Raw genomic sequence first — 23,594 nt, forward strand, 5'->3', positions numbered from 1 at the left:
ATGTCCTTCTTTCAACTTTTCCTCTCGTTTACTTAAAAATGCTTACTTGAAATTTAGCACAAAGCATAACAATCTCTTATTTAGTTAAGTTTGCCTATTTTTTCTAACTTCGTAATTGAAAAAAGCTTAAACAAATCATTGGCAAATAGTTAAAGAAAAAACTTAAGCGTTGAAAAAACCCCAATTGTTTAAAAAATGCGAACTGACTAACCGACGGAATCCGCGCTAATCCGTAAAGACCTGCGATCAGCAAACTAATAACCGTTAAAACAAGATAAACATGGCTAAGTGCGATTTGACCCCCTTGTCGATAGAACAAAACAAGCAACAACGGAAAAAGTAAAAATCCTGCATAGCCTAGACCAGAACCTATGTTATGAACCCAAGTCGAAAAATTCCAAGAACTTTCATTCGTATTTATACTGAATAGCCCAGTAAAAATACAATCACCGATCCCATATAGACCAACTGCTGTGACTGCAAGCATTGCAAGTGTTTTTGATGTTCCAGCAAATAGTTGATACAGCGCAGGCAATGAAAGAACAAAAAAAAGTCCAGATACAACTGACCAGATCAAAAAAGCACTTCTAACTGGACTATCTACGTCACCAAACACACTAATCACGGTAGTCATTTGATTCAGCTTAGGATAAAAAAGTCCAAGGATATAAGGGGTCAACAAATCACTAATCACACCTAATAATAAAAAATAAAAACCATATTTTTGTAAAATAATCATTTTATCCCCTACTTTTTAGTGATCATTCCAATAATCTAATGATCAAATTTTTTCTCATTTTAACACATATTCTTAGTTTAGTTGTCTTTTGGACAATCGACAGACGTAAAGATAAGTCTCATCTGCAACTTAGAATTTTTATTGAACGGAAGAATCAATTTGTCAAACTCCATCTCAATCAAAAAAAACGTAAGTCAGATGTTGTTGACATCTGACTTACGCATACGTATCCATCGATCAAAAATTTCTTAGCAACATCTACTAGCCTAAAAATTTGAACACTTCTTCTCGGTCATACAGTTTAAATACTTTCTCACATAAAACTTGGGTAATCAATGCCGCAAAAACAGGAATGACTAACCAACAAAGAACAACAAGAAAGCCATTTAACCCTGCATCTAAAGAAGCTAGCGGACCAACAAGCCCGACCACACCAAAACCAGCAGAAGCAGGTGTACCTGAAATAGAAAAGAGTGCAACAGGAATAGCTGTGATCACTGCGCTAACTAAACAAGGAATAAGAATTACTGGTTTTCTAAATAAATTAGGCATCATCATTTTCATCGCGCCTAAAGCAATCGCAATTGTCACACCTGATTTGTTCACCTTCCAAGAGTTCACTACTAAAACAAAAGTCGTTGCCGCTACACCCATTGCAGCCGCACCAGCAGAAATACCATCTAATTGGATTGCCATTCCGATTGCTACTGTTGAAATAGGCGAGATAATCAAGAAGGCAAAGGAACACCCAATTAAGATAGACATTAATAACGGTTGTAAAGTAGTGAAATTATTAATTAATGCGCCAATTGCAGAAGTAATGGCTGTTACATAAGGGAACAGATAAAAACCAAGTAAACCAGCACCTACACCTACAACAATTGGCGTTAACACAATCGAAACCGACCCAAAACTATTTCCAATTAGTAAAATCAGCCCGACAGCAATCGACGCTGTTAGCATCGTGTTAATAATATCTCCTGTACCAGCACCAACATAAACACCTGCTTCACCCAACTCAGGTGTGAATTTGACGACACCAGAACCTACAAAAGAAGCGCCAGCTACAACCATCATTCTCATTGGATCAAATCCAAATTGTAAAGCAATCAAACCACCGATAATCAAAGGCGTCGCTAGTTGAAAAATAACTGCTAACTGTGCGATTGTTACCGCAAAAGGATACGCACTAAAATATTTTAAAATGGCACCTAATACTGCATTCGGAATCAATCCAATAATGATTCCCGTTGCTGTACCAGCAAGAACTTTATTCAGAAAAATTTTCGGTGATATTTTTTGTGAAGTTTCCATTCAATCTCTCCTTTACTTTACATTTAAGCTATCTTCTTTTGCATGGACAAGTTCAGTTAAGAAATCACAATAAGGCGTTGCAATATCATATTTCTTACCTTTTCTAGAAATTGCCCCATTGATATAATCGATTTCTGTTAATCGATGATTCTTGATTAGGTCTTGGTACATTGAAGGATAATGTAACCCAATTGTTTCCGGGTCAAAACAAGATTCACAATGTGCAATGACTTCTGGAATATCTAGTTCAATATTTTCTACTGCTGCCACTTTGGCAAACTCATTAACAATCGTTTCCACCATCTTATGAGCAGTTGATGTTCTTCCTAGCTCAGCCATATTAACATCTAAGATCGTACATAGCCCGTTCATTGTTCCATTCACACAAGCTTTACGATAAATAGAATAATGAATATTATCAGAAAAATGAGCATTTAGTCCTGATTCAGATAATTTATCCGCCAATTTTTTCGCAGCTACTTCTTTTCCAGCACCTAAATTTTGTAATTCGATTGAACCATTGCCAAATAATTTGACCTGACCTGGCCCTTCTAAACCAGCAGTCCACATTGTATTTCCAATATAAATATTTTCCATTGGTACAAACTTCTCAATGATATCTTCATGCCCAATACCATTTAATAAACATAAAACCTCTGTATCTTTTTTGATTAACGATTGGATATCTTGTAACATCTTTTCTAACTGCATCGCTTTGGTAAACAGAATAATCAAATCCACTTGGTCTTCTTTTTCTACTTCAGATTGAAGAACAATTGGTAGCTGTTCTACCACTTCTTCACCATTAAAATTGGCTTTTAAGCCATGCTCTTTGATTTGTTGGACATGGTCTGCCCAACCATCAATTAATAATACCTCATTTCTTCCTTGATGAAGCATTAAGCCAAAACGACTTCCCATTGCGCCAGCGCCTGCAATTGCTATTTTCATTTATTCTTCCTCCTTTTTTCTTTCTATTATACTCATTTGAGAACTATTTCACAATCTTGTTTCGTTACTCTTCATTCATCTTCCATACTTATATCCATAATTCCCGTTATTTTATCAATATCTCAATAAAAACAGGAATCGTATTCTTAGTTTCTCTTGCATCAGTCTGACAGCAAAAAAAAACAATACATTCATAAAAAAATCCCCTACTTCTTCTATCTAAAGAGTAGAGGGTTAATTTCGTATCTAGGGAAGTCTTTTATTGATTTGATTGGGCGTTTTCTTTTGAAAAAAACTTTACCCCAGATTTTCTTCCATTTTTACAGTTATAACTAGCACTTACCATGGAAAACTACCTATTATTGTCTATGGGAATAATAATTTAAAATTGGTACTTCTTGATTAATTAGTTCATCTCCCAATAATCTCTCCAGTTTCTTAGCTTTTCCTGACTCAATGGGAACTATCCAAGCCCAAACTAAATAATTTCGTAAAAGTTCATCATATTTTGCCAATCGTTCATTGCCATATTGAGTCCTTAAAATGATATTTTCAGTACCAGATAAACGATTTGTATTGAGTGGATAAAAAAGATCTCCACCTAAAAAAAGAGCATCAGAAGATGATTTACCCACGGTAACGACCATTCCATCTTCCCTATGTGTTACATACAAATATTCATATGGCCTCACTTCACCTAATGAATCAATTATTTCTTGTCCTTTATCTCTAATAGCGATTTCTCTCTCACTCTTATTTAGCAAAAGCTTTTTCATGTCAAATTCAATCGGTTGTTTTATTTTCGTAAATTCATTTCTACTATTAATCCAATTTGCGATTAATTTTTTCACATGTTCTAGCGTAAAATTTGATTTATTAGCTACATACTTTTTTTCTTGTATCAAGGACATTTTGCCGCGAAGTTCAAAACTGAGCCTACATCGATCTTTTATTTCTTTGAAAAGTATCTCATCTTCGTTAATCATAGAACCCCTCTGTTTCCTTAATTTTCATCTACTATCAAAACTAGTCCTCATTGAAACAGCAACCTTTTTTCTGTCGCATGCCTTCTATCCTTTACGATTATAAATTCCAAGGCCCTTAAGGAAATTACGCATATATTTATCTCCGCAAGGCTTAAAATTTCGTTGTCCTTCTTTTCTCAAAAATGCGCCGATTTCCCCTTTTGATGGATAGATTTCTGCCTCAGAAAAAACATCTAAAATATCATCGGTGGTCATAGACAAGGCGATTTTTAGTTTTTTTAGTAATACATTGTTGATGTGTTTTATTTCCTTGCTCTTTTGTGGCGTGTCTGCTGTCGACCTATCTTTTTGCGGACCACGAGCTAAGAGAATCAGACCATTAAGGAATGCGTCAAAAATCTGATTATTAATGGCTTTTTCATACACATTGTTTTCCGCATTGTCTTTGTGCTTGTCTTGGACTTTTGTCAGTACCGCCCTCGCTTCTTCTTTATTTAATGGTACACCGCCCAACTCAAAAGCTTTCAGCAAATCTGCATCTTTCAAATCAATGGCATAACGTAGTCGCAATAATCTATCGTTGTTATTCATTTACTTCTCCTAAGTATTTAATATTTACTTCCTTATATACCTTAGCTTCTCTAAAATTTGATTCAGTATTCCTAGTAAAAACGTATCACTTATGATAAGGTGCCCCCGTATTGATCCGAAACACACGATAAATTTGTTCCACTAAAATAAGGCGCATCAATTGATGTGGATAAGTCATTTTACCAAATGAGATTTGTGTATTGCTTCGTTTCATCACAGACTCGCTTAGTCCAAGTGATCCACCAATCACAAATGTCAGATGACTTTTCCCTTGAATACCTAATTGATCAATTTGTTTTGCAAATGCTTCACTCGTTGGATTTTTCCCATTAATTGCCAATGCAAAGACATAATCATGTTCTTTAATCTTTGAAAGGATGCGCTCGCCTTCTTTATCTTTGACCTGTTGCATCTGCGCATTACTTAAATTTTCTGGCGCTTTTTCATCAGGTACTTCAATCAATTCTATTTTTGCGTACGCTCCAAGACGTTTTACATATTCGTTGATTCCTTGAATTAGATACTTTTCCTTTAATTTCCCAACAGATATTATTTTAATATTCATTTTCTACTCCTTTATCAACACAAAATTGCTGCTATTAGCATTTCACTTTAGTTTATCATGCTTTTTTCTTTTTTTCTTCCGCACAAGTGGAAAAGTTTTACACACATAGTTATGCACAACATCCACAGGTTTATCCACAGAAAACCCTGTTTTTTTCCTTATTTTATCAATATTTTTGATACAAACATATGTTTCTCCCATTTTTATCCACTTTATCAACAACCTGTGTATAACTTTCGTACTTAGTTTTCCTCAATAAAAATAAAAAGTTTTACACAACTACTGTGGAAAACAAAAACTAGATTTTTTCATCTGTAAACAGATATTTTTCCTAAAGTTTTTCATAAAAAGTTCACAGTCTAAAAGTAGACTAAATTTATCAAATGAGTCTATACTAATGATAGATAAAAAAGTGAACGGAGGAGGAACACATGGATAAAAAAGATGTGACACCTAAAATGAAAAAAAATAATCATGGATTTTGGAGAAAGTTAGGACTTGGCCTTGTTGGTGGTGTCCTTGGCGGATTGATTACCGCAGGGATATTTTATGGTGCTATGGGCTCGTCTTTTACAACTTCTTCAACCAGCGCAAGCGGCAATCAAAATTCTGCTGGTGAAACAGTCGTTGAGAATGTCAAAGTCAATGTTGAATCAGATATTACCAGTGCTGTTGATAAAGTACAAGGCGCTGTCGTTTCAGTAATCAATTTGCAAAACCAAAATCAATCGAGTGAATTCGGTCAGCTCTTTGGACAACAGGAACAAAGCAGTTCTGATGAGAATTTAGAAGCGTATAGCGAAGGTAGTGGTGTCATTTATAAGAAAGATGGCGATTCTGCCTATATCGTTACAAATAATCACGTGGTCGATGGCCAACAAGGCTTAGAAGTTTTACTGAAAGATGGAAGTAAAGTAAAGGCCGAATTAGTAGGAACAGATGCTTATTCTGACTTAGCGGTACTAAAAATCAATGCTGATAAAGTCGACACAGTTGCTTCATTTGGTGACTCCGAATCCTTAAAAGTTGGTGAACCTGCCATTGCAATCGGCTCGCCACTAGGTTCAGCTTATGCTAACTCAGTAACTTCAGGTATTGTGTCTTCTTTAAATCGTCAAGTAACTAGTACCAACGAATCAAACGAAACAGTCAATATCAATGCAATCCAAACCGATGCGGCAATCAATCCTGGGAATTCAGGTGGTCCCTTAGTAAACATTGAAGGACAAGTAATCGGAATCAACTCAAGTAAGATTGCTAGTACATCAGAATCTTCATCTGACGTAAATGTGGAAGGCATGGGCTTTGCAATTCCAAGTAATGATGTAGTGAATGTCATTAATCAATTAGAAAAAGATGGAAAGGTAACCCGTCCTGCACTTGGAATTACAATGGTTGACTTGTCTGCTATCTCTACACAACAACAAGAACAAGTATTGAAGATTCCAACTTCAGTGACAAATGGTGTCATCGTAACGAATGTTCAAGCAGCTACTCCTGCTGAAAAAGCGGGATTGAAACAATACGACGTTATCACTAAAATTGATGATACTGAAGTTTCTTCTGGGGTAGAATTACAAACTGCACTTTACAAGAAAAAAGTCGGTGACAGTGTCAAAGTGACTTACTACCGTGGATCTGAAGAAAAAACTGCTACGGTAGAATTGACAATCGATCAATCTTCATTGAAACAAAATAATTCAAATGAATAATGATGTGTAACAAAAAAGGTGGGACAAAACGAAACGACGTTTTGTCCCACCTTTTTCCATTCATTTAATTTCTATTTAGGAAATGCTTCACCAACAACTGCCTCTTCTGGTAAGACTAAAATTCCTTTTTCTGCTGGCGCATCTGGCAAATGTAATTCGCGAGCCGAACAGATCATACCATAGCTCTCTACTCCACGTAATGATCCAGGCCAAATCATCAAGCCATCAGGCATCATTGCGCCCGGTTTTGCCACAACTACTTTTTGTCCAGCTTCGATATTGGGCGCACCACAAACGATTTGTAAAACATTTCCATTATCCACTTCTGTTTCTGTAATGGATAAATGATCAGAATCAGGATGTGGGACACATGTTTTAACATAGCCAACAACAATTTTAGGTTCATTATCCGCAATTAATGTCTCGGTAAAACCAGCTTCTTTAATCAAACGATTTAATTCCGCTAATTGTTCTTGATTAATTGTTACTTGACCATTTCCTTCAATGGTCAAATGATCAGAGATGTGGAAAAAGTTCCAAGCAACGATTTGACCAGAAGCATCTTTCACTTGAGCTACATTCCATTTCCGTTCAACTTTATTTTCTGTTCCTTTGTCGTCGGCTACAACTACCATTAAGGTATCTCCGACATGTGCTTTGTTATAAGCAAAAATCATGTTCTTTCCTCCATTATCTCTTGCTGGGGTTTATCTTAACAAAAAAAACACACCTCTGCATGAGATTTTTTTCATTCACGTCATGAAAAATGACCAAAAAAAGGGAGTGACAAAAGACAACTTTCGAGTTTGCCACCCACTTTTTTTCAACACAGTACTTTCCAACAATTATTGAGTAAAATAAAGCAAAATTCTATGCTTCCTCGCCTTTTTCTTCGGTCACAATCAATACATCACAAGGTGCTCGACGAATAACATGGCTAGCTACGCTACCGGTCATAAAACGTTCAACAGCATTTAAGCCAGATTGCCCAACCATGATAAGATCAATCTGATATTTTTTTGGTAAATTAACAGCCATTGCTTCTTTAACTGACCCGTAAGCTATAATTCCCTCAATCTTTGTATAATCGACTGATTTTCCATAGTCTTTACAACTTTGGATCATTTCTTTAGCATTTTCTGTTCCTTGATCGATCAAGTTTTGATCCATCGGTGCATATCCCATAAAATTATAAAATTGTTGGTCAATCACGTTGGCCACATAGACTGTCCCGTTATTTCGACGAGCAACTTCTACTGCTTTTTTAAATGCAGCATTTGCTTGTTCGCTACCATCAATACCTACTAAAATATTTTTATACTCTTGATCCATTTCGACCCCTCCTAATAGATGTTAATCAACTGTGACACTTTTTAGGAAATCTTCAATCTCTTGCTTTGTTTTACGATTTTTATTCACTAATCGTCCTAACTCTTTACCATCTTCAATGACTACAAAACTAGGAATACCAAAAATACTCCAATTTGCAGCAATATCGATATATTTGTCACGATCGACTTCAATAAAATTCCAATCAGAAAAATCTTGTTCAATTTCTGGTAGCTGTGGTTTGATAAAACGACAATCACCACACCAATCAGCTGTAAAGAAAAATACGTTTTTTCCTTTTTCTACATAACTTGCTAATTCCTCTAGACTTTTTGGAATAATCATCCGTTTTCTTTCCTCCTACTATCATCTTCTTTACTTAAATTATACACCTTTCTCACAAACTGACAAACGTTTGAAGATTTTTGTTTTGCTAAAAAAAATCTGATAAAATAGAAAATTTCTATCTTATCAGATTTCTTATATTTAGCTTCAATTATTTCCCGTAAACAATCGTATTTACTGTGGATTTGTCTAAGCCTTTCAGTGTTTGAATCAGCATTTCCCTTGCTGCTTCAAAGTCGCTGATGCTAAACATTGTTTGGTGTGTGTGGATGTAACGTCCCACGACACCAATAACTGTACTTGGGATTCCTTCATTTTGAGTATGAGCAGCACCTGCGTCTGTTCCACCTTTTGAAACGAAGTATTGGTATGGGATATTGTTTGTTTCTGCAACATCTAATAGATATTCACGTAAACGAGGTAACATGATCAAACCAGGATCTTGGATACGCATCAATGTACCTTCACCTAAGTGTCCAAAAGTTCCTTTTTTCGTTACAGTATCATCTGCAGCTGAGCAGTCTACCGCAAAGAATAAATCAGGCTTAAATTTATTGACAGATGCTTTTGATCCACGCAAACCAACTTCTTCTTGCACATTTGCCCCTGCAATCAAAGTGTGGCCTAATTTTTCATTTTGTAACGCTTCTAGTGCTTCTAAAACCATGGTACAACCATAACGATTGTCCCAAGATTTGCTAATAATGTTTTTTCCATTTGCTGTTTTGATCGTTTCAGCAAAAGGTACGATCGTATCACCAGGTAAGACGCCATAGCTCATGGCTTCTTCACGTGATTCAAATCCTGCATCAAATAAAATATCTGTTACTTCGACTGATTTTTGACCGCTTGTTCCACGTAGTAAATGTGGTGGAACGGATGAAGAAATACAAGGATAATTTTTACCAGATGATGTTTTCAAAGTAAAACGTTGTGCCGAAACAACGTAAGGATTCCAGCCACCTAAAGGAACTACTTTAAATAAACCGTTATCTTGGATTTGAGTTAGCATAAATCCAACTTCATCCATGTGTGCTGCCACCATTACTCTTGGTGCATCTGCATCTTCATGGTTACGCAACCCAAAAATGCCACCAAGACCATCTAGTTGTAACTCATCAACTAATGGTTCCATGTGTCCTTCCATATATGCACGAATATCTTGTTCAAATCCACTTGTTCCTTGTAACTCAGTTAGTTCTTTAATACGTTGAAATGTTTTTTCTTCCATAATAAATCGTCTAAATTTCAGACTAAACTCCTCTCAGACTTTTATTTGATCCATTCAAAAAAAGTTTTCTCCGAATAAATCGACGTTTTCATTATAACTTATTTTGCGAAAGATTGGTTATTTATTTCTGCGAAAAACAGAGAGTATGGTAGAATAAACCCAGATACATGAAGTGAAAGAAGGAGGGTTACCTGAATGTCCCAAGAAAAAGACTACAATTATTTTAAAGGCGGATTAGCGCTTGGTGTTGGCCTTGGTCTCTTGACTGGTGTTGCTTCCACAGTCTGGTATCATCACAAAAAATCATTGACCGCTGATCAAGTCCTTTTAAAAATTAAAAATGCCTTTTTAAAAGAAGGCTCGATTGAAGGTTCATGGATTTCTTTTGAAAAAGAACCAATTAGAAAATTCGCAATCCACTCAAATGGTTATCGTGGGGGAATCTCTCGAATGGAGGATGGCGAAATCGTCTACTATGAATTCTTAGCCGATGCTCATACTGGAACCGTGTTAGATATTTCCCGAGAAAAGTATGAATCCACTTTTTAATACAAAAAAACAACCCCCATTAGAAGAAAATCTGCACTTTTTCTAATGGGGGTTGTTTTGTTAAAAATAACTTTGCTTTTAGCAAAAATGACCTTTATATCTCTGAACTTAACTAGCATTCTAAGTTAATATAAGTTATTCTTAAACTAGTTTTTAAATTAAGGAGAGTGCAACATGAAACAACGTGAAAAAATTGCTGTATTGATTCCCTGCTACAATGAAGAAGCAACGATTTCAACAGTTATTGCTGATTTCAAACGGGAATTACCTGAGGCAGATATTTATGTTTATGACAATAATTCAACCGACAAAACTTATGAACTTGCTGTTCGAGGTGGCGCTATCGTCAAAAAAGAACCACGTCAAGGTAAGGGAAACGTGATTCGTCAAATGTTTTTTGATATTGATGCTGATTATTACTTGATGGTTGATGGCGATGATACGTACCCAGCTGAAGCTGTTCATGGCTTACTAGAAAAATTACGTTCAGGTGAAGCTGACATGGTAATCGGTGACCGTTTATCAAACGGTACGTATTTTGATGAAAACAAACGACCTTTTCATGATTTTGGTAATAACTTAGTCAAAAACTCGATTGCAAAATTATATAAAGCAGACATTAAAGATGTGATGACTGGCTATCGCGGCTTCAATCAAATTTTTGTCAAGAGTTTTCCAATTATGAGTTCTGGGTTTCAAATCGAAACTGAATTAACGATCCATGCTTTGGATAAAAAATTCAAACTCGTCGAAGTGCCGATTGATTACCGTGACCGCCCCGAAGGTAGCGAATCAAAGTTAAATACTTTTTCAGATGGTTTTAAAGTAATCATGATGATTATCAAAATGTGTAAAGACTACAAACCATTACTTTTCTTTGGTATTTGGACAATTATTTTCTTCATACTAGGTTTACTTGTAGGCGTTCCAGTTATTCGTGAGTTTATGGTAACAGGTCTTATCAGTCGAATTCCATCTGCTATTTTAAGTACTGGGTTAATGACAATGGCTATGCTTTCTTTGATTACTGGTTTGATTCTAGATACTGTCGTGTCGAATGCAAAAAAAGAATACGAACTGAACTTGTACCATGTCTATCATGAACAACAAAAAGAAAAGTAGTGTGAGGAGGTTATTATGAAATTAAATATCTCCTATCCTTTTTCTAGTTTTCTATTACTATTGGCTACTTTTTTCCTTTCATTTTTAACAGCTTACGGTTTTGGTTCACTGAATCCAGTAGTTATTATAACACTAGCAGGATTACTTTTAATCGCATTGATGCAAGAAGGAAAACATCTGTTATCATTCAAGCAACCTGAACTTGTTTTTTTAAGTGTGATTTTTTCAATAATTTTTGCGCTGATTTTAACGACTAAAAATCGGATTCGTTTTGAGAATATCTCTGGAAACTATCACGAAACAACAATTGATTCTTTTGCTATTTCTCAGCTTGTGCTTTTTATTGCGATACTACTTTATTTCTTTTTGGTTTTACAATATGTACAAATCTTATTACCTAAAATGAAAGTGAAACTGGAAAGATTTGAAACTCAGGATTTCCCATTTGCTAGATATTTCATCTCCCTCACGCTACTTCTATTAGTTTGTTGGAGTCCTTATGCGTTAACTTTATATCCTGGTGTAGTTTTACCTGATTCATTAAGTTCAGTCGCACAAGCGATGGGTGATAGACCAATAAATAATCATCATCCAGTTTTATTTACGTTGATCGTAAAGTTTTTCGTCCATGATTTGCCTGTTAGAAGCATCAATCATAGTGTCTTCCTTTTTTCAATCATGCAATCAATTCTTTTAGCAGCTACCATCAGTTATTCTCTCTGCTGGTTACTAAAAAAGAAAGTGAATAAATTTGTAATTCTTCTAGCAACTAGTTACTTTGCTTTGGCACCTGTTTTTCCAATTTATGCATTAAATATGCAAAAAGATATTTTATTTTCTGCTGTATGTCTAATATTCTCATTAACTCTGTTTGATTTTGTCGTTGAAAAGAAAGTAACCTTTATAAGAAAATTAATCGTTATTTTATTTGCTTTGCTCACAACTTATCTAAGAAATAATGGTTTGTATGTTGTGGTTGGTACATGGTTTATTGCTTTGGTTATTTCACTTAAGGATCGACAAATTAAATCCATTTCCCAAGTGATCGCTGGTTATCTTTTACTCACAGTCTTAGTTATTCAACCACTCATGACTAGGTATACAGTCCCAACAGCTTCCGCTGAACGATTAGGCGTGCCAATGCAACAGGTCACCAGAGCAATCGTTATGGATGGAGATTTAGCTAAAGATGATTTAGCCTTAATGGATAAAATCCTACCTCTACAAGACTATGAGGCTTATACACCAAGCTTAGCGGATCCCATTAAATGGCATAAAAATTTCGACAATACTTTCTTAGATGAACATAATAAAGAATTCTTGCTCTTATGGGGTAGAAATTTACAAAAAAATCTTTCTATTTACACTGATGCTTATATTCTAGAAACATTTGGTTTTTGGATTCCTGGCGTAAAAAATGATTATGGTTTTCTTGATATTCGAGTTAACACTAATAATTATGGTATCACTCAAAGCAATTTAATTGAGCGTTTTACAGGTATCTCAGGTACAAAAAAATTGATTGACGCACGAAATTTTTTTGGTTCTGGTACACTCTTTTGGTTACTTATTTTTAGTGTCTTTCTTCTACTATCACAAAAAAAATATCGATTTTTATTACTTCTATCACCAGGAATACTTGTCTTTCTAACTATCATGATTGCTACTCCTGTTGCTTTTAGCTTACGTTATGTCTTTATTTTAGCATTGGGACTACCTATCTATCTTTTGATACCGTTTATCAAATTTGATTTTGAAAAAAAGAAGGGAGCAATCAATTATGAAAGTATTTAAAAAAACAACAATTATTTTCTTTTTATTAATTCTTAGTTACTGTCTAACTTTAGCTGTTGCTTATAGCATTCCGGATCATTTTCTTTCATCTCATATAGACAGCTCAATCAAAGTATTTGAAAAAGAAGGCGAGTATCCTGCAATCAATTCCGCCAACGAAACTGGTACAAAATTAGATAATTTTACTGATAAATTGATGGTCAAAAAATCAATGAAGAATCATAAATTATCCCTTATAGAAAATATCATGTCGATAAACGGCTATCCTCGGTATTGGCATGGCTATCAAGTGTTTTTACGTCCTTTGTTAGCAGTCATGTCTCTTGGCAGTATTCGAATGATTTATGCTTCCCTTTTGTTTCTCTTAATTGGAATTGTCTCTTATTTTTTAATAAAAAGAACAGACATTTATTTGGGAATTGCTTTCTTGCTATCTTTAGCTGTAGCTAACGTGTCAGTTTTCTTTTTTAGTATGCAGTTTTCAAATATTTTGATTCTGTCTTTATTCGCTTTATTATTACTTCTAGTAAAACCAAAATCATTTCAAGAAAAGAGTAATATTCTTCTTTATTTTTTTAGTATTGGTTCCCTAGCAAACTTTTTTGATTTACTAACAACTCCTTTGATTTCTTGGGGAATTCCTATCACCGTCCTTTTCTATCTAAATAGTAAAGATATTAATAGGCAAGATACTTCTTTAGGAAAAAAAATAGGGATGTTCTTATCCACTGGATTTTTCTGGTCAATCGGTTACGGATTGACTTGGTTAAGTAAATGGATTATTTCTTCAGTTATTCTTAAACAAAATGTTGTAAGAGATGCCTTCAATCGGATTCTTTTTCGAACAGAAGGCAGTGATAAATATCCTTTACAACGATTGACAATGCTAAAAGAAAACTTCGACTTGATGTATCCTAAAGTAGTTATCTTATTGTTAGCAACAACCTGTTTAGTTTTCTTATACCTTGCATATAAAAACCGAACTGGACATTTACCGCTTCAATTTGTGGCTGTGTTCCTGATGATTGCAATAACACCTTATATTTGGTACAGCATTTTAGCGAATCATTCACAGATCCATCGTTGGTTTACTTATCGGACACAAATCATCACAACTTTTGCTATTTTAAGTGGCTTTGCTTGCCTTATTCCTCCTAAAAAATGAGCAAATAAAAAAGTGAGACAGAAACTTTCTGTCTCACTTTTTCTTTTAACCAATAATATTACAACTCTTACTTAGCCAAACGATAAATGGCATCTGCATAAATGGCAGTTGCTCTGAACAAGTCATCAAGGCTCATGAATTCATTTGCTTGGTGCATTGTATCTGTATAGCCTGGGAACATTGCCCCATAAGCAACACCACGTTTTAATAAGCGCCCATAAGTCCCACCACCAATGATTTGTTCATAGCCTTTTTCACCAGTGTGGTCTTCGTACACTTGTAAGAGCGTTGCAACCAATGGATCATCCATTGGCACATAATGGGGTTCCATTACACGCGCGCCACGTGTAACAGTTGCACCTTCCATTCCAACTGTTTTTTCTACGCCGATTTCCAATCCTTCAACAGTTACTCCTTTAGGAAAACGGAAGTTCATATTGATGAAGTTTTCTGCTTGCGTGCTCTCTTCGTCTGCTTTAAATGCAAATAATCCAGCATTCATCGTTAATTTACCCATTTTTTCATCTTCATAAGCCACACCTAATTTTTCACCATAAAAATCTTCATGGACATAAGCAGCGGCTACATGGATAAATTGTTTTGCAGCACCACCAAAAGCGTAAGTATCTAAGAAGGTTGCTAAAAATGTTCCCGCATTGATTCCTGATTGTGGGCTTGCACCATGCGCACCTTTTCCGACTAATTCAATTGATACAAATGTTCCATCTGCTTCAATCATTCCACTAACAGGATTTGCTTCCGTAAATTTAAAGAATGCTTCTTCCATTGCGATTGCAACGTCAGTATTCGGTACTTCAAGTTTTGCTTCAGCTGTTCCTGGAACCATGTTTTCACGTAAACCAGAAGTGAACGATTTTAAGACATAGTCGCCGGCATTATTTCCTTGGAAGTGAAGTCCTAAAGAAACATTTCCTTTTTCACCATTGATAATTGGAAATTCTGCATCTGGAGAAAAACCAAAATCAGGTTCTTCTTCATGTTCGAAGTAATAAGCCATGTCGCCCCAGCCACTTTCTTCATCACTACCAACAACAAAGCGAACTTTTTTAGATAATTTCAAGTCTAAGTCTTTGATAATTTTCATTGCATAATAAGCAGCCATACTTGGACCTTTATCGTCACTTGAACCACGAGCAAAGATTTTGCCGTCTTTGATTACTGGTTCATAAGGATCAGTATCCCAACCATCACCAGCAGGAACAACATCCATGTGGCCAAAGATACCTAACGTTTCATCGCCTTCACCCATATCAATATGTCCCGCATAATTATCAACGTTTTTCACTACAAAACCATCACGTTCGCCATAAGCAAGCATATGTTTTAATGCGTCACGTGGACCAGGGCCAAATGGTGCATCTTCCGTCACTTTAGAATCATCACGTTCACTGTTGACGCGTAACAAATTTTTTAAATCTTCAAGCAAATCTTCTTTACGTGCTTCTACTTCTTTTTGCCAATCAATTGTCATAAAGTTAATCCTCCACCTTATTAAGTCTTCGTGTTTTATGATACCATAAAATCAAGAAAAAAATAGTTCAAAAAGTCTGACAATTTCGCCAGCTTGTCGTTCCTTTACAAATGCTCGAATCGTTTAATTTATTGGAGGGATACTTAATGATTCTTGATGAACAATTATTACGAGAGGTAATTACTAAACGACCTAGTCACTCTCACAAAAGTACGTTTGGTCGAGTTGTTTTGATCGGAGGAAATCAGCAGTATGGTGGCGCAATTATCATGAGTGCTTTAGCTACAGTTAATAGTGGCGCTGGGTTGACTACAGTTATAACTGACGAGAAGAACCATGCGCCACTCCATGTTCATCTTCCTGAAGTAATGGTTGCTGACTGGTGCGATCAAGCGACTTGCCTAACAGCCATTCAACAAGCTGATGTCGTATTGATTGGTCCAGGATTAGGTACTTCTGCTTTCAGTTTAGGCTTACTCCAAACGATCTTAGAGGTTCAAACAAAACACCAGTGGTTAGTTATTGATGGTTCTGCATTAACTTTGCTTGCCGAAACAAAACTTTCTTTACCTTACCCTGAACATACTGTATTAACACCGCATCAGATGGAATGGCAACGTCTAAGCGGTATTTCTATTGCTGCGCAAACAGATCATTCAAATCAGGAAAAACAAAACGAACTGGGCGCGATTACTGTCGTTAAAAGTCATCAAACTACTATTTATAATAAAGAAAATATCTATTATAATCAGGCTGGGTCTGCCGCAATGGCAACCGGAGGAACTGGTGATACCTTGGCAGGAATGATTACGGCTTTTCTTGCCCAATTCCCTAAAAACGATCACACGGTCGCAGCAGCTGTTTATTTACACAGCTTGATTGGAGATCACTTAGCGCAAACCCACTATGTTGTACTACCAACATTGATTAGCCAAGCCATTCCACAATGGATGGCACACTTTTGTACAGAATAAAAAGAGGAGTTTGATTATGGAAAAATTTACAGGATATCTTCGTACGCCTTTTTACTATGAAACGGACCAAATGGGGATTATTCATCACAGCAATTATATTCGCTGGTTTGAAGAAGCTCGTGTTGCATTACTAGATCATCTTGATTTTAGTTACCAAAAAATTGAAGAAACAGGAATAATTATCCCAGTTCTTGAAGTCAATTGCCAATACAAAGAAATGATTCACTACGGTGAGTCAGTCATTATTTATCCAACAATTGAAAAATATACTGGTACACGTTTAGATTTTAGTTATCAGATTTATGGTACTGAGGATCAAAAATTACGTACGATTGGCAGTAGCAAACATTGTTTTCTCTCCGCAGAAAATCATCGTTTATTAAAACTTAGCCGAATTCAGCCAACGCTTGATGAACGATTTAAAAACTATGCCAAATTAGACAACGCCAAAGAAAAATAAAAAATGACCAAGCATTTTTCTTGTTTTATGCCGTCAAGTTCGTATAATTATAAGAAAAAAGCAGGTGATGAGCATGTACGTTGTTAAAGTATTACATGGTTATATTGACAAAACTGGCTGCCGCACTCGTGAAAAGAACCCTGACAATCTACTCGTTTTTAAAGACAAAAAGAAATCTGAAACTTTCGCCAAACAAATCGGTGGCCGCGTGAAGCTCTTGCAAGAGATGCGTCCTGACTAAAAATACTTAAATCACATCTATCAAGCAATACTCTTATCTATTGAGTATTGCTTTTTTGTTTTCATGAATAAATAATAAAACCCCGCTCATCTGAGCGGGACTTTATTATTTATTCAAACGTAATTTCTCTAGTCCTTTGACAATTGTCATTTTCCAATAAACAACATTAGATTCCTGACTCAGAAATTTCTTCTATCAAAGTATTAGCATTCTGACTAAACAACGTAATATTGTCTTTACCCGACTGCAAAACTAACTGGCATAATTCAGCTGGTTCTTTAACCAATTCTCTCAATAAACTTGCTTCTAGTAGCATCCCTAGATTGGTACCACTCAATACAAAAACCTGATTTTTGGAAATGGCTAATTCTACACAAGTTTTAAACGGCGTGCCTCCCAATAAATCGGTAAAACAGATGACACTATCCTTTGCCTGTAATTCTAACTCAATTTTTTTACGATATGCTTCCAATGTTTCTTCTGCTCTAAAAGGAACGATAGTTAACCCTTCAAGAGGTCCTGCTATCATCGTCAATGCACTTTTCATCCCAATTGAAAAGTCATTATGTCCCGTTATCAAAAATTTCATCTACTATCTCCCATTCTCCTACTTTATTCTTTGTTTTCTTTCATCCTGATCAATTAGTACGACCTGACCATAAAAGAATTGGTTGAATTCACTAACCAGCAATTTATTCCCACTAACAATATCCTCTTGCAATAGGAACAGATCAAACGTCTCCTTTTGATTCTCCAATCTTAAGCCAATTGCTTGGTCAACTATTTTCGTTTCACCAACCTGTTTGACTTCTACTGGGGAAATTTTGACATCTGTTGGACTGATTACAGTCACCCAAGTATGAGCTGTTTCTTTGCATTGAACTTTGTTTTCGATTCGTTGATGTGTTGTAAGTTGGTTATACATCTCTGAACTTTTAGCAGTTTCTTGCATCGCTTGTCCTTCAGAAAAATGAATCTTGTACTGATTTTCCTTTATTTTTATATGAACTTGATTAGCCATTTTTTGAGAAGTAACTTTTGACGATAAATTATAACTAGAAGTTACCTCAGTATTTTCCGGACCAGAAAAGTTATCTAAAATGATTAAAGAATTTATTTTTTTTAAATATAAAAATCGCCGTTCAAAAATCATCCATCCTTGATTCCCCTTAGCAGACCAACCACATTCAGCAAAAAAACCTTCAGGAATATTTCGTATGTTATGGAATAGTGGCTTTGGTAATTTATCATATCCCCAAGTGTCCCTAATTATAGTATGTGGTTCCTTAGCAACAAATAACGTATTATGGGCAGCTAGCTCCTTTAATTGAATTCTTTGTTCACTATTTACATAAGTATAGCGACCGCTATCAACGATTATATCTTGTCCATCCAACTGTAAAGTAAAGCTACCTATTGATGCATGTCCGTGACCGCTACCATGTAGACCATTAAAGAGTGTAAAATAAATAGCTTGATCTTTGTACACCATCATTCCACTATCTTGACCGGCAAAAACTGGAGCCAATTTTGTTACTACTGGTGGATAATCAGAATACAAACTTCCTGTCCAAAGCACCGCCAGATTCGAATCCTTTTTCCTCTTTTTTAAAAAGCCTAGATTTTGATAAATAGCATAAACGTAATGAAAATCCACGTGATCGCTATCATTCAATGGAAGCAACTTCTCTTGATTATCAGCTAAATAGTAAGTAGTTTGGATAGGTTGAGCTAATTTTCCCCTTAAATCTATAGGAAGAGGCTGTTCAAGATACTCTGAGATTTGTAATAAATAAACATACGTCATGATGACTTCATGCTGATAGAGCGGGCTCTGTTCCCAATGCATACCGTCATCATAAAATTGTAAATCAAGTTGTTCCGCCAATCGCTTCCAGATAAACGCTCTTTGCGCTTCTGTTACTAAATCTGGCAAAAATAAGTCTATCGCAGCCATCCCTCCGATTGCTAGAACACCCCAATTACTCAGACGGTATTTATCAATATAACTATTCTCTAAAATTACAAGATGTTCTTGGATTGACCGGTGTAACATTTTTTCAACTTTCGTATTTTTCATGTATGAAAGGGGAAGATAAGTTAAACTTTTCATCCAATTAGTTAAGCGCAAACCAACATCTAGTGGGCGCCAACTATTTTCATTCGCAGGATTATCTCTTTCACAGTTTGTAATAAAATCCAACAGTAGCATTGTCCATTTCTCCATATAACGTTGCTCTTTTGTTAAAGCATAGCATTGTGCTAGATCCACCATAAAACCATGTCTGCTAAGCATGAATAACCATTCTGGATCCTCTTCAGGAAACTTATTCCAACCAGCGTTCTTCAATGAATAAGGTGTTGAGCATGCTTCCATGTCCATTGCATCAGTATAAATAATCTGATCGTTCATTAAGAAATTTACTCGAGTAAACAATGGCGCTAAAAATGTTTTTTGTTGTTCAAGATAATTTGAAACCCAATCATCTTTGAAAAATTTCTGTTGGTATGTCTCAATTCTTTGAAAGTCCACTATCTTCTCCTTTTTTCTTCAATGACTTCAAATTGCTTATGCCAAAATGCCAAATACAGATGCTAAGATACCAATTGCAAATAACAGTACCAATAGCTGATAGGTGTTCCACTTTTTCTTTTTAATCAAATAAAATACAAGGATAGTAAGTAGAACAGCCAACATATTCGGCATAATTTTGTCCAAGATATCTTGAATAGCAATGACTTGTTTTTCTCCTGACTCCACTTTACTAGCGTATTGAATAGCAATATTAGCTTTTACAAAAGATGTAGCTAAACCAGAGATAACTGTTACCCCTACAATATTTGCAGCGGCAGAGATTTTTCCAATTCGATCACTTAATGTTTCGATAACACTAGTTCCTAATTTGAATCCCAAATAGCCCATGAGGATTTTAATTGCTAGCATCGTCACTACCATTGAGAACCAAAAGCCCATTGGAGCAAATCCCAGACCATCTAAGGCTAACCCCGCAAATAACGTAGAGAATAAGGGTGCAATCCCAAACTGAGCGATAGAATCTCCAATTCCTGACATCGGACCCATGAGCGCCATTTTGATACTACGTGTATCCGAGATGCTTTGATCGTTATCATACATTGCTAACTGCATACTAGTGATAAACGGTACCATTTGAGGATTTGTATTATAAAATTCTAAATTGGCAGTTGCTGTTTCTTTTAACTTTTCTGGATCGTTTTTATAGATCTTCTTCAAAGCAGGCATAATCGTATTTAAATAACTCACACCTTGGTAAGAGGTATAGTTAAATGCATTTTGTAAAAAATATGATCGAAGAGCAGTCATCATATAATCTTTTTGTGTCAATTTTAGTTTTTTAGATGCCATTACTGAAGTCCTCCTCTTCATCCAATAAAGTTTGATTATTTGCTACTAAGCTTTTTTCCCCTACAGGTGTTTTATCTTTTCCATAATACTGAATCAGTGCAAAAACTGCACCAACCATTGCAACTGCCATCGTTGGTAATTCAAGATATGCTACACAAACATAACCTAACAACACGTATGGAATCAGACTTTTTTCTAACATGACCGACATGATCATTGCAAAACCAATCGCTGGGATAAGTCCGCCAGCTACTGAGAATCCATTGATCAGCCACTCAGGCAGCGCTTCCACGAATGCTTGTAATCCTGGACGGCTCAATGCTGCAAGTATGCCAATGAGAAAGCCTGCTAAAGCAAACGCAATATAAGTTGAGTGAGAAATAAGCGTGAATTTTTTAAGTCGTCCACTTTCAATAGCATTTTTAGACCACTTAGCACTTCCTGAAAAGAACGTATATAATGCAGTCGTCACTAATTGGAATAAAACTGCAAACGGAAATGACAATGCCAACGCAGACTCAGCTGTTACACCTTGATCTCTCAACGTAATTGCCATAATCGTCCCAACAATTCCCGGACCCACTGGATTTGGTGGAACTGTTCCACCCGCACCTACGCCAAACCCCATGTAAGCTAACTCTGCTAAGGCACCAAATTTCAAAGCTGTTGGAATATCTCCTAAAACAACGCCAACAAAAAAGGACATGACCAGTGCTCGGTTCGTATAGATTCCCAATAATTGCCCAGAATAACAAAACGCAGTAATTAATCCTATAAGTATTCCTTGTACTAATGTAATCTCCATTTTTTATTTCCTCTCTAAATTAGCTGTTTTTAATTTTTTCCATTAGAGCATCTAAATGCTGCGAGCCATCATTAGACATTGGCGACGTTTTGGTAGTAAATATCACGTGATGTTCATTTTTCAATTTTTTCAAGTCATTTTTATCTTCTTCGCCCAAATAGATAAATTGAGAAATTTTTTCTTTTCCTTCAGCAGCATGGATATTCCCAATATTTAGTTGTTCCATTGGAAAACCTAATTCACAAAGTTTTAACGCATCGTGCAAATTTTCGACAACTACAAAAATTGTTTGATGTGGGGCTGCTTTCCAAATCACTTCGGCAGTGCGTGCAATTGTCCAAAATCGGACATTGATATCTTTCGGTAAAACTGTCTTCATTAAAATTTGTTGCACGTTATCTTCAGCTGCTTTATCATTCGCACAAATCACTAAATTGACTCCTAGACTTTTGATCCATAATTGCCCTTGTCCATGTATCAAACGCGCATCTACTCGTACCATTTTTACATTTGGTTTATCCATATTTTTCCCTCCTATTATTGTTTTACCAATACATTTTCCAGTCTTTTTTAAATCGAACTAACGCCTCCAAGTAAAAATAATCTCCCCAAATATTCCCTTCATTTACTCCTTTACCACTATGCCATGAATACACACCTTCATTTATTAAAGCTGTAATGCCTTCCGTTTTAGATTCCGTATAATTTTCGATTAAGCTTTTCAGCATTGAATGTTGTGCATACTTGTAAACCAATTTAGATTGATTTGCTTCAGGTAAAAATGTATCCATCAAATTCATTCCACAAATAGCAATGGCTGTTGCCGAAGTATCTCTGGGTTGATTGGAACCATCTGTAAAAATCAAATCCCAATAACTTACAAAATCTTTTGGTAGCCGATTTAAGAAATAATTTGTGACTGCTTCAAATAATTCAGTATTCTGTTCATTTGGACAATAAGAACGAAAAAGTGCAATTCCATAAATTAACCAAGATTGTCCACGCGCCCAACTTGACGAATCTGAATAGCCTTGACGTGTTTTTCCATAAAGAGGTAGTCCATCTTTCGTATCAAAAAAGAATGTATGGTAGGCAGAAGAATCTTCCCGAATTGCATGTTCAATAGTCGTATGGTAGTGGTTGACTGCGACTTCACGATACTTTTTGTCTTCCGTCACTTCTGTCGCCCAAAAAAGTAATGGAATATTTAAAAGGCAATCGACAATCAAGCGATAATTGTCTTGTTTTCCTAGCTCCCCCCACGCTTGAATAAATTGACCTTTTTCTTGGTAACGTGACAATAATTTTTCTGCTGCCTTTAAAGACACTTGCTTGGCTTGCTCGTCATCCATAAGTTTATAGGCACTCACACAAGATAAGCTGTACAGGAAACCCAAATCATGATGATCAATCTCAATATTCTGATCCATCCGATGAATAAAACTTTGAACATTTTTTTCTGCCATTTTTTTAAAATCTTCATCCTGTGTGACCTCATAGCAAAGCCAGAGAATACCTGTCCAAAAACCATTTGTCCATTCCGTATTAGCCATTGGTACATACGAATTATGTTTAGTCGCTGGTGTAGGATATTGGTCATTCAATTGAGAAATATTTTTTTTCACTTTCCTCACTACATCAGCTATCGCTTGATCAATCACTTCTTCTGAAATCAACCCTTGACCAAAATATCTCTCACTAGACAATAACTTTTCTTTCTTTTTTTCCTTCAAAAAAATCCCTCCATCACTTAACGTGTTAACCGGTGTAAAAACATCTTAGCTTATTTCCTACTTTTTGTAAACCCTTTCTTTTTTAAAAAAATGAATTTGCTTACTTTATTT

General features: G+C 35.7%; 25 protein-coding genes. 8 read left to right on the forward strand and 17 right to left on the reverse strand.

Going from position 1 to position 23,594, the window contains the following annotated elements; translation table 11 throughout:
• Positions 1-103: 103 nt before the first annotated feature.
• From JZO71_RS10415 to rlmH, 6 genes are all read right to left on the reverse strand, one after another.
• Positions 104-739, reverse strand: coding sequence for a DUF998 domain-containing protein (locus JZO71_RS10415; RefSeq protein WP_206899429.1), 636 nt, complete (start codon positions 737-739; stop codon positions 104-106).
• Positions 740-1,000: 261 nt separating this feature from the next.
• On the reverse strand, positions 1,001-2,053 hold the full coding sequence (locus JZO71_RS10420; RefSeq protein ID WP_206899430.1) for a PTS sugar transporter subunit IIC: 1,053 nt from the start codon (positions 2,051-2,053) through the stop codon (positions 1,001-1,003).
• 12 nt (positions 2,054-2,065) lie between these two features.
• Positions 2,066-3,004, reverse strand: coding sequence for a 2-dehydropantoate 2-reductase (locus JZO71_RS10425; protein ID WP_206899431.1), 939 nt, complete (start codon positions 3,002-3,004; stop codon positions 2,066-2,068).
• A gap of 359 nt (positions 3,005-3,363) precedes the next feature.
• Positions 3,364-3,990 (reverse strand): hypothetical protein, encoded by a 627-nt coding sequence (locus JZO71_RS10430; protein WP_206899432.1) that lies wholly within the window; start codon positions 3,988-3,990, stop codon positions 3,364-3,366.
• 84 nt (positions 3,991-4,074) lie between these two features.
• Complete coding sequence (locus tag JZO71_RS10435; RefSeq protein WP_206899433.1) at positions 4,075-4,581, reverse strand: YehS family protein; 507 nt, start codon at positions 4,579-4,581, stop codon at positions 4,075-4,077.
• Between the two features lie 85 nt (positions 4,582-4,666).
• Positions 4,667-5,146, reverse strand: a complete 480-nt coding sequence (rlmH, locus tag JZO71_RS10440; RefSeq protein WP_206899434.1) for a 23S rRNA (pseudouridine(1915)-N(3))-methyltransferase RlmH — start codon at positions 5,144-5,146, stop codon at positions 4,667-4,669.
• A 431-nt stretch (positions 5,147-5,577) separates the two neighbouring features.
• Between rlmH and JZO71_RS10445 the strand changes: the two genes are divergently transcribed.
• On the forward strand, positions 5,578-6,858 hold the full coding sequence (locus JZO71_RS10445; protein WP_206899435.1) for a S1C family serine protease: 1,281 nt from the start codon (positions 5,578-5,580) through the stop codon (positions 6,856-6,858).
• 71 nt (positions 6,859-6,929) lie between these two features.
• Here JZO71_RS10445 and ytpR read toward each other — a convergent pair whose 3' ends face one another.
• The 4 genes from ytpR to pepA all read right to left on the reverse strand — a co-directional run bounded on the left by ytpR (position 6,930) and on the right by pepA (position 9,763).
• On the reverse strand, positions 6,930-7,535 hold the full coding sequence (ytpR, locus tag JZO71_RS10450) for a YtpR family tRNA-binding protein (RefSeq protein WP_206899436.1): 606 nt from the start codon (positions 7,533-7,535) through the stop codon (positions 6,930-6,932).
• A gap of 193 nt (positions 7,536-7,728) precedes the next feature.
• A complete protein-coding gene (locus JZO71_RS10455) occupies positions 7,729-8,190 on the reverse strand; it encodes a universal stress protein (protein ID WP_206899437.1) in 462 nt (153 codons plus the stop codon).
• 21 nt (positions 8,191-8,211) lie between these two features.
• Positions 8,212-8,532, reverse strand: coding sequence for a thioredoxin family protein (locus tag JZO71_RS10460; RefSeq protein WP_206899438.1), 321 nt, complete (start codon positions 8,530-8,532; stop codon positions 8,212-8,214).
• Positions 8,533-8,683: 151 nt separating this feature from the next.
• Positions 8,684-9,763, reverse strand: coding sequence for a glutamyl aminopeptidase (gene pepA, locus JZO71_RS10465; RefSeq protein ID WP_206899439.1), 1,080 nt, complete (start codon positions 9,761-9,763; stop codon positions 8,684-8,686).
• Between the two features lie 195 nt (positions 9,764-9,958).
• Between pepA and JZO71_RS10470 the strand changes: the two genes are divergently transcribed.
• From JZO71_RS10470 to JZO71_RS10485, 4 genes are all read left to right on the forward strand, one after another.
• Entirely contained in the window at positions 9,959-10,312 is a 354-nt protein-coding gene (locus tag JZO71_RS10470; protein WP_206899440.1) for a PepSY domain-containing protein, read from the forward strand.
• A 174-nt stretch (positions 10,313-10,486) separates the two neighbouring features.
• The gene (locus JZO71_RS10475; protein ID WP_206899441.1) at positions 10,487-11,434 is read left to right on the forward strand and encodes a glycosyltransferase; all 948 of its coding nucleotides are present in this window, start codon (positions 10,487-10,489) and stop codon (positions 11,432-11,434) included.
• Between the two features lie 15 nt (positions 11,435-11,449).
• Positions 11,450-13,228 carry a DUF6020 family protein gene (locus JZO71_RS10480; protein WP_206899442.1) on the forward strand — a complete coding sequence of 593 codons (1,779 nt, stop codon included), beginning with the start codon at positions 11,450-11,452 and terminating at the stop codon, positions 13,226-13,228.
• On the forward strand, positions 13,215-14,393 hold the full coding sequence (locus JZO71_RS10485) for a hypothetical protein (protein ID WP_206899443.1): 1,179 nt from the start codon (positions 13,215-13,217) through the stop codon (positions 14,391-14,393). Before JZO71_RS10480 ends, JZO71_RS10485 begins: the two co-directional genes overlap by 14 nt.
• A gap of 67 nt (positions 14,394-14,460) precedes the next feature.
• On the opposite strand, the gene pepV is transcribed toward JZO71_RS10485, so the two are convergent.
• Positions 14,461-15,885, reverse strand: a complete 1,425-nt coding sequence (gene pepV / locus JZO71_RS10490) for a dipeptidase PepV (RefSeq protein WP_206899444.1) — start codon at positions 15,883-15,885, stop codon at positions 14,461-14,463.
• Positions 15,886-16,031: 146 nt separating this feature from the next.
• On the opposite strand from pepV, the gene JZO71_RS10495 reads away from it, so the two are divergent.
• From JZO71_RS10495 to JZO71_RS10505, 3 genes are all read left to right on the forward strand, one after another.
• A complete protein-coding gene (locus JZO71_RS10495) occupies positions 16,032-16,859 on the forward strand; it encodes an NAD(P)H-hydrate dehydratase (RefSeq protein ID WP_206899445.1) in 828 nt (275 codons plus the stop codon).
• Between the two features lie 16 nt (positions 16,860-16,875).
• Positions 16,876-17,319, forward strand: coding sequence for an acyl-CoA thioesterase (locus tag JZO71_RS10500; RefSeq protein WP_206899446.1), 444 nt, complete (start codon positions 16,876-16,878; stop codon positions 17,317-17,319).
• A 73-nt stretch (positions 17,320-17,392) separates the two neighbouring features.
• The gene (locus JZO71_RS10505; RefSeq protein WP_172843716.1) at positions 17,393-17,560 is read left to right on the forward strand and encodes a hypothetical protein; all 168 of its coding nucleotides are present in this window, start codon (positions 17,393-17,395) and stop codon (positions 17,558-17,560) included.
• 166 nt (positions 17,561-17,726) lie between these two features.
• On the opposite strand, the gene JZO71_RS10510 is transcribed toward JZO71_RS10505, so the two are convergent.
• The 6 genes from JZO71_RS10510 to JZO71_RS10535 are packed head-to-tail and all read right to left on the reverse strand — an operon-like array spanning position 17,727 to position 23,483.
• Positions 17,727-18,149 (reverse strand): PTS sugar transporter subunit IIA, encoded by a 423-nt coding sequence (locus JZO71_RS10510; RefSeq protein WP_206899447.1) that lies wholly within the window; start codon positions 18,147-18,149, stop codon positions 17,727-17,729.
• Between the two features lie 18 nt (positions 18,150-18,167).
• Complete coding sequence (locus JZO71_RS10515; RefSeq protein ID WP_206899448.1) at positions 18,168-20,093, reverse strand: heparinase II/III domain-containing protein; 1,926 nt, start codon at positions 20,091-20,093, stop codon at positions 18,168-18,170.
• Positions 20,094-20,129: 36 nt separating this feature from the next.
• The gene (locus JZO71_RS10520; RefSeq protein WP_206899449.1) at positions 20,130-20,945 is read right to left on the reverse strand and encodes a PTS system mannose/fructose/sorbose family transporter subunit IID; all 816 of its coding nucleotides are present in this window, start codon (positions 20,943-20,945) and stop codon (positions 20,130-20,132) included.
• Complete coding sequence (locus JZO71_RS10525) at positions 20,935-21,750, reverse strand: PTS mannose/fructose/sorbose/N-acetylgalactosamine transporter subunit IIC (protein WP_206899450.1); 816 nt, start codon at positions 21,748-21,750, stop codon at positions 20,935-20,937. The genes JZO71_RS10520 and JZO71_RS10525 overlap by 11 nt, the downstream gene beginning before the upstream one ends.
• A 19-nt stretch (positions 21,751-21,769) precedes the next feature.
• Positions 21,770-22,273 (reverse strand): PTS sugar transporter subunit IIB, encoded by a 504-nt coding sequence (locus JZO71_RS10530; RefSeq protein WP_206899451.1) that lies wholly within the window; start codon positions 22,271-22,273, stop codon positions 21,770-21,772.
• Positions 22,274-22,295: 22 nt separating this feature from the next.
• Entirely contained in the window at positions 22,296-23,483 is a 1,188-nt protein-coding gene (locus tag JZO71_RS10535; RefSeq protein ID WP_206899452.1) for a glycoside hydrolase family 88 protein, read from the reverse strand.
• Between the last annotated feature and the right edge of the window lie 111 nt (positions 23,484-23,594).

It is taken from the genome of Candidatus Enterococcus courvalinii (assembly GCF_017315945.1).
Classification (GTDB): domain Bacteria; phylum Bacillota; class Bacilli; order Lactobacillales; family Enterococcaceae; genus Enterococcus_B; species Enterococcus_B courvalinii.

What these genes read in the sequence shown, in the direction of transcription:
- pepV (WP_206899444.1), bottom strand. Translation starts at nt 15,885, where the DNA reads ATGACAATTGATTGGCAAAAAGAAGTAGAAGCACGTAAAGAAGATTTG.
- JZO71_RS10470 (WP_206899440.1), top strand. Translation starts at nt 9,959, where the DNA reads ATGTCCCAAGAAAAAGACTACAATTATTTTAAAGGCGGATTAGCGCTT.
- JZO71_RS10525 (WP_206899450.1), bottom strand. Translation starts at nt 21,750, where the DNA reads ATGGAGATTACATTAGTACAAGGAATACTTATAGGATTAATTACTGCG.
- JZO71_RS10420 (WP_206899430.1), bottom strand. Translation starts at nt 2,053, where the DNA reads ATGGAAACTTCACAAAAAATATCACCGAAAATTTTTCTGAATAAAGTT.
- JZO71_RS10455 (WP_206899437.1), bottom strand. Translation starts at nt 8,190, where the DNA reads ATGGATCAAGAGTATAAAAATATTTTAGTAGGTATTGATGGTAGCGAA.
- rlmH (WP_206899434.1), bottom strand. Translation starts at nt 5,146, where the DNA reads ATGAATATTAAAATAATATCTGTTGGGAAATTAAAGGAAAAGTATCTA.
- JZO71_RS10505 (WP_172843716.1), top strand. Translation starts at nt 17,393, where the DNA reads ATGTACGTTGTTAAAGTATTACATGGTTATATTGACAAAACTGGCTGC.
- JZO71_RS10510 (WP_206899447.1), bottom strand. Translation starts at nt 18,149, where the DNA reads ATGAAATTTTTGATAACGGGACATAATGACTTTTCAATTGGGATGAAA.
- JZO71_RS10520 (WP_206899449.1), bottom strand. Translation starts at nt 20,945, where the DNA reads ATGGCATCTAAAAAACTAAAATTGACACAAAAAGATTATATGATGACT.
- JZO71_RS10460 (WP_206899438.1), bottom strand. Translation starts at nt 8,532, where the DNA reads ATGATTATTCCAAAAAGTCTAGAGGAATTAGCAAGTTATGTAGAAAAA.
- JZO71_RS10415 (WP_206899429.1), bottom strand. Translation starts at nt 739, where the DNA reads ATGATTATTTTACAAAAATATGGTTTTTATTTTTTATTATTAGGTGTG.
- JZO71_RS10485 (WP_206899443.1), top strand. Translation starts at nt 13,215, where the DNA reads ATGAAAGTATTTAAAAAAACAACAATTATTTTCTTTTTATTAATTCTT.
- JZO71_RS10435 (WP_206899433.1), bottom strand. Translation starts at nt 4,581, where the DNA reads ATGAATAACAACGATAGATTATTGCGACTACGTTATGCCATTGATTTG.
- JZO71_RS10500 (WP_206899446.1), top strand. Translation starts at nt 16,876, where the DNA reads ATGGAAAAATTTACAGGATATCTTCGTACGCCTTTTTACTATGAAACG.
- JZO71_RS10475 (WP_206899441.1), top strand. Translation starts at nt 10,487, where the DNA reads ATGAAACAACGTGAAAAAATTGCTGTATTGATTCCCTGCTACAATGAA.
- JZO71_RS10430 (WP_206899432.1), bottom strand. Translation starts at nt 3,990, where the DNA reads ATGATTAACGAAGATGAGATACTTTTCAAAGAAATAAAAGATCGATGT.
- JZO71_RS10480 (WP_206899442.1), top strand. Translation starts at nt 11,450, where the DNA reads ATGAAATTAAATATCTCCTATCCTTTTTCTAGTTTTCTATTACTATTG.
- JZO71_RS10445 (WP_206899435.1), top strand. Translation starts at nt 5,578, where the DNA reads ATGGATAAAAAAGATGTGACACCTAAAATGAAAAAAAATAATCATGGA.
- ytpR (WP_206899436.1), bottom strand. Translation starts at nt 7,535, where the DNA reads ATGATTTTTGCTTATAACAAAGCACATGTCGGAGATACCTTAATGGTA.
- JZO71_RS10425 (WP_206899431.1), bottom strand. Translation starts at nt 3,004, where the DNA reads ATGAAAATAGCAATTGCAGGCGCTGGCGCAATGGGAAGTCGTTTTGGC.
- JZO71_RS10530 (WP_206899451.1), bottom strand. Translation starts at nt 22,273, where the DNA reads ATGGATAAACCAAATGTAAAAATGGTACGAGTAGATGCGCGTTTGATA.
- JZO71_RS10495 (WP_206899445.1), top strand. Translation starts at nt 16,032, where the DNA reads ATGATTCTTGATGAACAATTATTACGAGAGGTAATTACTAAACGACCT.
- pepA (WP_206899439.1), bottom strand. Translation starts at nt 9,763, where the DNA reads ATGGAAGAAAAAACATTTCAACGTATTAAAGAACTAACTGAGTTACAA.